Below are 1537 nucleotides of genomic sequence, written 5' to 3' on the forward strand. Positions count from 1 at the left end.
ATAGCTAAAAAATAAAAAATAATTAACATAATAATGATGTTTTTAAAACTAATTTTTTGTTTTAATTTCTTCATGAATTGCATATCAATTTATCCTGATAATCCCTTTCTTTAATTTGTGTCTAATAAATTGACTAATGGAATATGAAATCGATAATCTTTGATTAAAGCTAATACTTTTTTAAAGATTTCTTCATGTGTTTGTTGTATGAGTTGTTGTTCTTGATCGTTATTACTTCCTTTGGGCAATAATTTTAAAATAACATCATCGTAAAAATCTAAAAATTCTTTATGAGTAGAAGTGAAAATACCTGTTTGCTCATTAACTCCTGGATAAGCTTTATCATATTGAGATCCTGTTTTTGATTCCAAGCCTGAAAAAAATTGGGTATCAATTTTATCACCTTGTTGCTTAATTTTATCTAAATATATTTTTAAAGGGGAAAAGTTTAAAGTTATTGTTTTTTTTCCTATACCATTGTTTAAAACACTACTGATAATCCAATAATAATCTTCTTCTTTGAATTTATCTTCTCCTATTGGTGGTAGTATTATATCCAAACTCATATTCATATTTTGTGAGGGATCTTTTTCATTTATCTCTTTATCAACTATTTGAATTTTGATTTTATTTTCTGGTAAATGATTTTTTGTAATAAAAGTATTGAATAAATTTTGTATTTGTTCTAAAATTGAATTAGTTAAATATTTTATATTTGTTAAACATTGTTCTTTAATATCTTCTTGAATAAATAAATTTAATTTATAATTATCTTGTTTTTGTTCAGGAGTTAAATCATCCCAAGCTTGTTGTAATAAGTTTAGAGCTTTTTCTTCATCAAAACCGTCATTTTCTAATTTATCGTCTTTATATGCTTTAGCATCTTCTTCATTAAAAGGGAAAGTTTTTGCAGGAAAATAAACATGATTATCTTTGAAAAAAGCTTTGGTAAATAACACTGGAGATGATGATAATTTGAAATTATCATTTTTTTGTTCTAAATCTTTTCTATTTAAAGAGTGATAAATGCTTTTGCGGAAATTTATGTTTTCAGTTAAAGCGTTTATATTTTTTTTATATTGTTTAAAAATTTCGTTAAATGTATATTTTTTATCTTGGTCAATATCTTGGTCAATATCTTGGTCAATATCTTGGTAAATATCTTGGTTAATAGTAACTGCATCTTTGTCAAAAAAACTTAAAAAAATTAAAAAACCATTATCTGAAACTTTTTCGTTTAAAATCTTTAAAGTTGCGCTTGAGTTCACACTTGTGGATGGACTTTCAACATTATTATCATTTAAATTTTTAATTTTGTAAACAACGACTACTATTAGCAAAATTCCTAACCCTATCGCTAATAAAGTTATTATTTTTTTATGTTTCCGAATAAATTCTTTATAATTCATTTCTTTTTTAACCTTTCTTAATTTTGGAATTAATTTTTAATAATTTAATTTTTCAAATTATTAAGAGTTATTATACACACAAAAAAAAAAAAAAACAAGTCCCGACAGAAAAGAACTTGTTTTAGGTG

The 1537-nt window shown here is 23.4% G+C and carries 1 protein-coding gene; it reads right to left on the reverse strand.

The window, feature by feature from the left end; genetic code table 11:
* Positions 1-110: 110 nt before the first annotated feature.
* Positions 111-1409 carry a hypothetical protein gene (locus KTO59_RS04220; RefSeq protein WP_284928809.1) on the reverse strand — a complete coding sequence of 433 codons (1299 nt, stop codon included), beginning with the start codon at positions 1407-1409 and terminating at the stop codon, positions 111-113.
* Positions 1410-1537 lie beyond the last annotated feature (128 nt).

This window comes from Candidatus Phytoplasma sp. AldY-WA1, from assembly GCF_020312115.2.
Classification (GTDB): Bacteria; Bacillota_I; Bacilli_A; order Acholeplasmatales; family Acholeplasmataceae; genus Phytoplasma; species Phytoplasma vitis.

Bases quoted from the DNA above. Each gene is read 5' to 3' on its own strand.
- KTO59_RS04220 (WP_284928809.1), bottom strand. From the start codon at position 1,409: ATGAATTATAAAGAATTTATTCGGAAACATAAAAAAATAATAACTTTA.